The sequence below is a fragment of the Thalassospira tepidiphila MCCC 1A03514 genome (assembly GCF_001662875.1).
Classification (GTDB): Bacteria; Pseudomonadota; Alphaproteobacteria; order Rhodospirillales; family Thalassospiraceae; genus Thalassospira; species Thalassospira tepidiphila.
Window position 1 is genome coordinate 1 of the sequence record NZ_JPVZ01000020.1, and the last position, 7,458, is coordinate 7,458.

Annotated in this window: 11 protein-coding genes; 8 read left to right on the forward strand and 3 right to left on the reverse strand. The window is 53.0% G+C overall.

The genetic code is table 11. From position 1 onward, the window contains the following. Positions 1 to 83 precede the first annotated feature (83 nt). The 4 genes from TH4_RS20345 (at position 84) to TH4_RS20360 (ending at position 3,381) form a co-directional block, all read left to right on the forward strand. The gene (locus tag TH4_RS20345; protein WP_064782561.1) at positions 84 to 1,109 is read left to right on the forward strand and encodes a phage/plasmid replication protein, II/X family; all 1,026 of its coding nucleotides are present in this window, start codon (positions 84 to 86) and stop codon (positions 1,107 to 1,109) included. Between the two features lie 10 nt (positions 1,110 to 1,119). Continuing rightward, complete coding sequence (locus TH4_RS20350) at positions 1,120 to 1,416, forward strand: hypothetical protein (RefSeq protein WP_064782562.1); 297 nt, start codon at positions 1,120 to 1,122, stop codon at positions 1,414 to 1,416. Positions 1,417 to 1,749: 333 nt separating this feature from the next. Next, positions 1,750 to 1,872: a hypothetical protein gene (locus TH4_RS20955; protein WP_220149765.1), complete on the forward strand. Its 123-nt coding sequence runs from the start codon at positions 1,750 to 1,752 to the stop codon at positions 1,870 to 1,872. Between the two features lie 45 nt (positions 1,873 to 1,917). After that, positions 1,918 to 3,381: a virulence factor TspB C-terminal domain-related protein gene (locus tag TH4_RS20360; RefSeq protein ID WP_064782564.1), complete on the forward strand. Its 1,464-nt coding sequence runs from the start codon at positions 1,918 to 1,920 to the stop codon at positions 3,379 to 3,381. 25 nt (positions 3,382 to 3,406) lie between these two features. Here TH4_RS20360 and TH4_RS20990 read toward each other — a convergent pair whose 3' ends face one another. Further along, positions 3,407 to 3,541, reverse strand: coding sequence for a hypothetical protein (locus TH4_RS20990; RefSeq protein WP_258546966.1), 135 nt, complete (start codon positions 3,539 to 3,541; stop codon positions 3,407 to 3,409). Here TH4_RS20990 and TH4_RS21055 point away from each other — a divergent pair. Together TH4_RS21055 and TH4_RS20560 are read left to right on the forward strand one after the other, a co-directional pair. Beyond that, positions 3,488 to 3,685, forward strand: coding sequence for a DUF2523 family protein (locus TH4_RS21055; RefSeq protein ID WP_373964571.1), 198 nt, complete (start codon positions 3,488 to 3,490; stop codon positions 3,683 to 3,685). The two genes, TH4_RS20990 and TH4_RS21055, sit on opposite strands and share 54 nt — an antisense overlap. Next, a complete protein-coding gene (locus TH4_RS20560) occupies positions 3,685 to 4,806 on the forward strand; it encodes a zonular occludens toxin domain-containing protein (protein WP_083997218.1) in 1,122 nt (373 codons plus the stop codon). Before TH4_RS21055 ends, TH4_RS20560 begins: the two co-directional genes overlap by 1 nt. Before the next feature lie 51 nt (positions 4,807 to 4,857). Here the strand turns inward: TH4_RS20560 and TH4_RS21060 are convergent, their stop codons facing one another. Both TH4_RS21060 and TH4_RS20365 read right to left on the reverse strand, forming a co-directional pair. Continuing rightward, positions 4,858 to 5,184, reverse strand: a complete 327-nt coding sequence (locus tag TH4_RS21060) for a DUF3653 domain-containing protein (protein ID WP_083997219.1) — start codon at positions 5,182 to 5,184, stop codon at positions 4,858 to 4,860. A gap of 18 nt (positions 5,185 to 5,202) precedes the next feature. Then, positions 5,203 to 5,595 (reverse strand): helix-turn-helix domain-containing protein, encoded by a 393-nt coding sequence (locus TH4_RS20365; protein ID WP_064782565.1) that lies wholly within the window; start codon positions 5,593 to 5,595, stop codon positions 5,203 to 5,205. Between the two features lie 172 nt (positions 5,596 to 5,767). Here TH4_RS20365 and TH4_RS20375 point away from each other — a divergent pair. Then, a protein-coding gene (locus TH4_RS20375; protein ID WP_225316971.1) for an IS3 family transposase occupies positions 5,768 to 6,855 on the forward strand; the annotation gives its coding sequence in 2 pieces (ribosomal slippage) (positions 5,768 to 6,029 and positions 6,029 to 6,855; 1,089 coding nt in all). Between the two features lie 172 nt (positions 6,856 to 7,027). Next, positions 7,028 to 7,458: hypothetical protein (locus tag TH4_RS20845; RefSeq protein WP_209437401.1), on the forward strand; the 431-nt coding region annotated here is incomplete at its 3' end.

Here is a 7,458-nt window from a genome sequence, read left to right on the forward strand (position 1 = left end):
CCCTGTAACACCGCCACTTTGTCTCATACGTGAGACTTTCCCACAAAAATCACTGTCTACACGGACAGCAAAAGGGGGTTCCAATGCTTCTTGACTGGGTGACGGTCAGAACCCCCTACGAAAACCTTAACCCTGAGGCTCTGGCGATCGTCATGGCCTACGGCGATCGGGTCCAGCGCATCAACGCACAAACAGGTGAATTACGGTGGGAATCCGCCGCTTGGGACTCGATCCGTTCGGATACCCACGCAATCAGCGTCAAGGCAGGGGGGTCAGAACTCTGGATTCAAGGCAGCCCCGCCAGAATCATCGCCCAGGGTGACGCCGTATTCGGCGCCGGCGCGAGTCAGGCTCTCGACATTGCGGGTTGCATCAACCGGATGGCCTCATTTGTTGGTCAGATGCTTAATTGCCAGTTGCCCACGGCAAATAGCTGGAAACTCTCCCGCGTCGACGTCACAGAGAATCTGTTGCTAGAGGATCAGGCCGCCGTCCGGGTTGCCCTGTCGACATTGCGCAACTGTGAGGGCGGACGCTACCGAGTCAGCCAGCAAGCAGGTGACACCGTGTACTGGTCCCACCGCTCGAAGATGCGCAGCGGCAAAGCCTACGCAAAAGGCCCCCACCTCACCTACATGATGAAAAAGCCCACTTACGAGGGCTACCCCTACACCCAAGAGCAAATTACAGCAGCCGACAGGCTGTTGCGCCTTGAACTAAAACTAGGCCGAGAGTGGTTCTCCCGGCACGACTGGCAAACCGTAACCCCGGCAACCCTCCGCAATGAATGGAATGAGTATTTCGGCCGGATGATAGGAGCAGCGGAAGTGAAAACACATGACGATATCAAAACCCGCGTAATGGCTGCGGCAGAGACGGAAGGGCAGGCCCGTGCCGCCCTTGGACTCTGGGCGCTTATCAAGTCCGAAGGCTGGGAAGCAGCACGTGAACTACAAAGCCGCCCGACGTGGTATCGCAATTTAAAGATTCTCCGGGCCGCTGGCCTAGGTGATGCCGACTTGTCCACCGGGCAGGTCGTCCCACTCCGCCGCAAGGTACTCGAATGCCAAGCGGTAACCCACTGGGCCGAACTGGTCCGCACTGCTTAAAGGTGAACTTATGAAAAGCCAAATGATTATCGCGGGTCTGATCCGTCGCTCTGGTACCTCCAAGAAAACTGGCAACCAGTATGACTTCTGGACAGCAACCGTGCTCAACAAACCGATTATTCAAGGCGTAACAGCAGCAGCCCACGGCTTTGACGCCTCGGAAATGTCATGCGACCCAGCCGTAGCAATGACCCTCCGCGACTCAAAGTTTCCGGTTACCTGCGACGCGCAACTTCGCCTAGACCGCGACAACAAAGCAATCATCGAGGTTGCTACTCCCACAACCCAAAAAGCCGTCGCGGCTTAAGTAGGCCATTAACTCATGAATGACCCGGGCCCTTGGATTCATTTCATCATCACCGCCATGGCACTCATTGCGCTTTTTACGAGGTCAATCCAATGAATCAGGTTGTGATGTGTGACGGGGCTTGGGAAGAAGGTACAGAGGGTGCTGTTACTTGTAACGGTACTCTCGTGCAGGTGGAGGAGGGTTACTTTTCGTGGGTGCCCCCTCTGACATATGAGCAGTCCAACGAGCTGCTCACCTACGTCGGGTTGATATTCGCAACAGTGTTCATCTACGCGACTATCGCCCGATTCTTAACTGATCAACGTCCAGACTGAGGAGAAACTCATGGATATGACCGACGTAACGACCCAACTGGCACTGTCTCTGGCAGCAATCGGCGTAGTAGGTGCAGCTCTGCTTGCTCCTGCTGCCCTTCGCTCCGCCTGGAACGCTGTTCGCGGGTTCATCAAGTAACAGACTGGCCCCTTCGGGGGCCTTTTACTCCCTGAGCAACCCACTATGAATTACTTCACACGCCAGCTAATCCGTGCCTTGGAAAACCGGCTGTTTCGTCAGCTCGCCTACTACATCATAGCCGCCGCAATCGCCTTGCTCGGCTTGATCGCGAACACAGCACTTGCCGCAACAGTAGAGGACCCCCAGGCGACACCGGGAACATACTGCGCCCTCCCAAATGGCTGTGAAGCTTCAAGCTCAGACCCGCGCTACGATACTCAAGAAGACTTCGTAAATGGCTGGTGTGGTAATGACTTCAACCCGCCGTCAAACTCAACTGCCCATTCTTGCACTACTGTAACAGTTGACAATAGATACTACGCCGTTGGCCGCTGGTGCCGTTCGATACACACAGCAACGGGCCTACCATTCCAGCGCTCATACTCAACCGGCCCACTAACCGGCATCTGCGTCTTCTCCGACGAAGCGCCAACCTGCAATATCCCCGAAGGAACAGAGCAGAGACTCGAAACTTCTCTATCCCTCACACAGGTATGCTTCTCTAACTGCATCTTCGACAGCCCAAAGAAACAGATTGGAGGCTACGGCGCTGACGGAAGTCTCCGATGGTTCGCAGACTACACAAGCACAGGAGAGTACTGCGACGACCCTAACGGCGATTCATCCCGCCCATTCGACGACTTCACAGATGACGACGACTGTTACATCGGCATAAATGGCAAAAAGTACTGTGGTGTCCCGAACAACAGCCCGTGCCCCAACTACATCATGGTGGACGGCAAAAAGTACTGCCAGACAGCCGAAGAAGGGGAAAACCCAGTCGACTCAGACGGTGACGGCTCACCTGACGGAGAAGACCCAGACCCAACAAATCCCGATACAGATGGAGACGGTGCCCCAGATGGTAATGACCCAGATCCTACAAACCCGGATACCGACGGCGACGGCACACCTGACGGTGAAGACCCAGACAACGACAACAACGGCATTCCTGACGATGAAGAAGGTGACGGACCCGTCTCAGAATACACATCAGGCACTTGCAACCCAGGCACCCAGATACAAGAGCCTCAATGCAGCTCAGAACTAGATGCTGTCCAGTGCGCCATATACCTCAATAACTGGCATCACCGATGCGATGAAAAGCAGCAGTTCGACAAGCTATATGGCTCTGATTCAGATAGGGCCCCTATAACAAACGAAGGGGAAAGTTTCCTTGACCCTAACGACCCGGAAAACCAACTCCCCGGCTCAGGTCCAGACGGGGCAGGAGGCCCCAACGATACGACGATAGCCTTTAGTGATGCCGTTGACATGCTTGACGATTCGGGCTTTGTCTCAGGCTCTTGTCCTTCTGATATCGGCTACTCCGTATTCGGTGAAACCTTCTACTTCACCTACCAGCCAATTTGCCAAGTCCTCTCCATGGTTAACCCGGTGATCGTTGCCCTCGGCTGGTTCGCCGCTGCTCTCATTATTGGTCGATCAATCATCGGAGGTTCATAAGATGCCATTACCACTACTCCCTGTTCTAGCCGCTGGTGTAATAGGTCGCACACTCATCTCCGTAGTTGGTCGTGTCCTTTTTGCCCTCGGCTTCGGCTTTGTAGTCATGCAGGGCGTTCAGATTGGTTTCCAGGGTGTGATCGATCTCATAGCTACACATTTTTCAGGTCTCCCATCTGACTTCGCAGGACTGATAGGTCTAGCCGGTTTTGACGTTTTCGCCTCATTGGTCCTCTCTGCTTACTCAGCTTCAATATTCCTAAAGGGGGTAGGTGGGACAATAAAGAGAATGAGGTTTAAATAATGTTCTTAATCGTCACGGGCTCCCCCGGATCATCCAAAACCCTAAACGTAATTAGTCAGTTCAAATCTGTTACAGACCGCCCAATTTATTACCGTGGAATTAAACTCACAGATGAAGGAAAGTCCAAACTTGGTTGGATAGAATTGTCAGATGATGAAGCTAGAGATTGGCCTGATCACTGCCCTTCAGGTGCTATTGTCATCATCGATGAAGCACAAGAAATCTGGCCTGTAAGACCAGCAGGCACTGCAGTTCCTTCTGGCCTTACAGCCCTTGAAAAGCATCGTCATAAAGGTTACGACGTCGTTTTTCTAACTCAGCACCCAATGCTTCTGCATACCCATGCCAGAAAGATTTGCAATGAACATCACCATTACTCTCGCCCTTTTGGAACCAAACGCCCCATTCGCTATCACTCAGGTTCTGGGTTTGTAAATCCCGGTGATAGCAAAGAATTGAAGTTCACTTGCACACAAAAAAGAATTCCACTTGATAAAACCAGTTACCCACTTTACAAGTCAGCAGAAATTCATACCCACAAATCACGTGTACCTTTCGGCGTAATAAAAATGTGGTCTCTGATAGCAATAGCCTTGTTGCTCATTGGCTTTTGTGTTAACTGGCTGATATCAGTAATATCAGGTGATAAAGAGGGTTTAACCCACCGCCCAGACACACTCCCTACACAGTCAGAACAATCTGCATTTAACCTTAACCCAAGCTCAATAAGCCCGGTTTCAGCACGCAGACAGGTAGATTGGAATACAGCGCTAATACCCGAAATCGACGGAATCCCCTACACAGCACCCCTCTACAATGACGCAGCTACCAAAGTAAAATCAGTACCACGTGTAGCAGCTTGCATAGCTTCAAAAATTCGTTGTCAGTGTTTCACCCAACAGGCAACAGTTATTGAAGGTGTCCGTGATCAAGTTTGCCGCCAGTACGTAAAACAAGGCACTTTTGATCACATGCAAGAAGAAAATCGAGAGCGGGGAGGGGGATCGCGCGCGCGCGAGCCCGCCCCGCGCTCGTCCGATGATGAAACTGATACATCCATGGACCGCCTTCAGCGCGCCATCAAAATCACCCAGGAAACCCGGCTTTCCGCTCTCGACTAAACACAATATCTTGTGCGCCCTGCAGCGAGGATCTGCACAAGATGTTGTGTTTTAGAAATCCATCACGAATTGCGCCGGCCTAGCCCTGAGTCGTTCCAGCTCCCGGCGCAGCTGCCTGACAGCCCACAGGCTTTTTATTTCGTTTGCCCGGTACCCGTTGCCATCTGGATCAACCAGCAACTCACCATTCATACGCCAGCCACGCCAGCTCTCGTGCAATGAAGGGAGACGACCAACCCGATACAGGTTGACCAGATGCAAAACATGCGGGGGGGCTTTGTTCGTTCTGAGGTACCGACGGACTGTCGAGGGGTGACGGTAGGTTATTGCGGATATTTCTTTTACAGACAGGCCAAAACACAGGTCCCTGAATATCATTCGTCCATCACAGCAAGGCTAAAAGGCCGATCTTGCCCTCTTGCCTGACAGATAGTCTATTGAACATAATATACAGAGTTTATCCGCTACCTCTGCCCAATAGGGGATAGCTATCAAACCAAAAACCGTTGCAGCAGAGTGTGTTACTGCTTGAAATCGTCGTTTCCAAACCTGCAAGCCCTCCTCGTCGTGCGAGCGTTCTGCTTGCGCTATCTTGCAGATAGCAACAGCCTCAGCCGGGTCCATCCCGATCACCTCAGCAATCGTCCAGGCGTTTTCAACACTGAGGCTTCCGCCGTGCTTAACCGCCGAAATAGCACCTCTTGTAAGCCCTAGCTCCTTCGCTACTGCGTTGTCGCTCCTAAGCCCTTTTTTCTGCTTGTACTGCTCAATCAGGTCGTATGGCTTCATTTCTGGCTCCTCAGCGTTTGTCTAATGATGCTTGACAACCCCGAAACCCTCAATGTCTAATGCCGATATACATGTCAAGTCTCATTAGACATACGGAAGTCGGTAATCCCCCCGAAAAACAGCGGTGATCAAAAGTAGAATTTTCCGTAAGCTAGACGCAGGGAGATTCTGCATGAAGAAGTCACGTTTTTCCGACAGCCAGATCCTGTCGATCCTCAAGCAAGCCGAGAACGGCGTGCCGGTCCCGGAGCTGTGCCGAGAGCACGGCATGAGCAACGCCAGTTTTTATAAATGGCGGGCCAAGTTCGGTGGCATGGACGCGTCCATGATGGCTCGCTTGAAAGAGCTGGAGGATGAAAACCGCCGGCTCAAGAAGATGTATGCCGAGGAACGATTGAAGGCTGACATCCTCAAGGAAGCTATCGAAAAAAAGTGGTAAAGCCGTCTCGTCGCCGTGAGATGGCGCAGAAAGCCGTCAATGAGAAGCACGTCAGTATTCGCCTGGCTTGCTGGATGTTCAGCATCAGCGAGACCTGCTATCGCTACCGGGCAAAGCTCAGCAGCGAGAATGCCGAAATCGCGGACTGGCTGATCCGACTGACCCATAACCAGCGGAACTGGGGCTTTGGTCTGTGTTTCCTGCATTTGCGCAATGTGAAAGGCTTTGCCTGGAATCACAAACGGGTTTACCGGATTTATCGGGAGCTGGAACTGAATCTGCGAATCAAACCTAAAAAGCGCCTGGTTCGTGAAAAGCCTGAACCCTTGGCCGTGCCGGAAATCATCAATGACAGTTGGTCGATGGACTTCATGCACGACCAGCTTAACGACGGTCGCAGTTACCGACTGCTGAATGTGATTGATGACTTTAACCGGGAAGGCCTTGGCATCGAAGTGGACTTCTCGCTTCCGGCAGAGCGGGTTATCCGATCACTGGAGCAGATCATTGAGTGGCGTGGGAAACCGCGCTCTATTCGCTGTGACAACGGTCCTGAGTACATCAGCGGCAAGCTGTCAGCCTGGGCCGACAAACAAGACATCAAGCTGGCGTTTATCCAGCCGGGCAAACCGCAGCAGAATGCCTATATTGAACGCTACAACCGAACAGTCCGTTACGATTGGCTGGCGCAGTATTTGTTCGACAGCACTGAAGAAGTCCAGGACTATGCCACTCGCTGGCTCTGGCACTACAATCACGAACGACCCAATATGGGACTCGGAGGGATTACCCCTCAACAGAAGTTGGCCATGATGGCCTAAGGTCTACTTTTGAACCCCGCTAAAAATGGGGGGATTACCAGTCAACTCGACCACTTCCAAGGGGGAAGACCATGACCGAAAAGCAAATAATCTCTGCCGCGCTGCTTGCCTTCGCCATTTCGGTAGTCGCTGCCGTCTACTTCGCGGCCAGCTACCTTGAGGGGTGCCCGGCATGAGCAAGCTACCCACACGCATCTGGAGAAACCGCCTTTTCTGCGCTCACTGCTCCTTCGAGGTTTTCGACTCTCGCGCCTACTGCCTGAACCCACGATGTGTTGCTTTCATGCCCGAAGGGCATAACAGGCAGCAGGAAAGCGCCCAAAACGGAGCCCTACACCACGTTCTGCCGAAACCTCGCCCCCGGCGCGCCCTAGAGACAGAACACCAAGAAACGGCTTCCCAGCGCTTTCTACGCCGTTTCGGTGCGGGTGACACCGTTGCACCCACCAACACCACATCCCGCGCCATGAAAAACCCGATTTTCACGGCCTCTGCTTTCCCCCCGGCCTACGTTCCTTCCCCCAAGGTTGCCGGTGGGGTCTTTTCTTCTGGATCGATCCGGCAGCTTCTGCCGGTCGATTTCCGGGTGGCGGTCCCTGTAAC